This is a genomic window from Acidovorax sp. GW460-11-11-14-LB4 (assembly GCF_059423685.1).
Genome location: NZ_JBWKYJ010000154.1, coordinates 1 through 589 on the forward strand (window position 1 = coordinate 1; position 589 = coordinate 589).

Annotated in this window: 2 protein-coding genes; both read left to right on the forward strand. The window is 62.0% G+C overall.

Annotated elements, in window-relative coordinates; genetic code table 11:
* Positions 1-231 (forward strand): DUF4148 domain-containing protein (locus tag AC07X4_RS24000; protein WP_440598370.1); only part of this gene is annotated, 231 nt, incomplete at its 5' end.
* An 89-nt stretch (positions 232-320) separates the two neighbouring features.
* Positions 321-589 (forward strand): DUF4148 domain-containing protein (locus tag AC07X4_RS24005; RefSeq protein ID WP_494741551.1); only part of this gene is annotated, 269 nt, incomplete at its 3' end.

Consider the following 589-nt stretch of genomic DNA (forward strand, 5'->3'; position numbering starts at 1 on the left):
GGCGCCCAGGCTGACGAAGCCGATGCTTCGCAGTTCGCCACCAAGTTTGAAACCAACCGCACCCGCGCTGAAGTGGCCGCCGAAGCCGCTACCGTGGCTCAGACCCGCTCGATCGAACCCGCTGGTTCGCGTGTGGTGACTTACAAGTCCACTGCTGACCGCGCTGCCGTGCGTGCCCAGGCTGCTGAAGCAGTGCGTACCGGCCAGATTTCTTCGGGTGAGCGCGGCTGATTCACCAGGGGCGGCTGAATCTGCCGCTCTGGTTGCGCCGTATCTCTCAGTACCCAAGTCCTCTTTTTAGAATTTTTCGGAGTTTCACCATGAACAAGTCTGTCCGTTTCCTGTCCGTTGCTGCTGTCGCCGCTTTTGCCGCTTTTGGTGCCCACGCTGATGAGGCCGATGCTTCGCAGTTCGCCACCAAGTTCGAAACCAACCGCACCCGTGCTGAAGTGGCTGCAGAAGCTGCTACCGTGGCCCAGACCCGCTCCATCGAACCCGCTGGCTCGCGTGTGGTGACCTACAAGTCCACCGCTGACCGCGCTGCTGTGCGTGCCCAGGCTGCTGAAGCCCTGCGCACCGGCCAGATCTC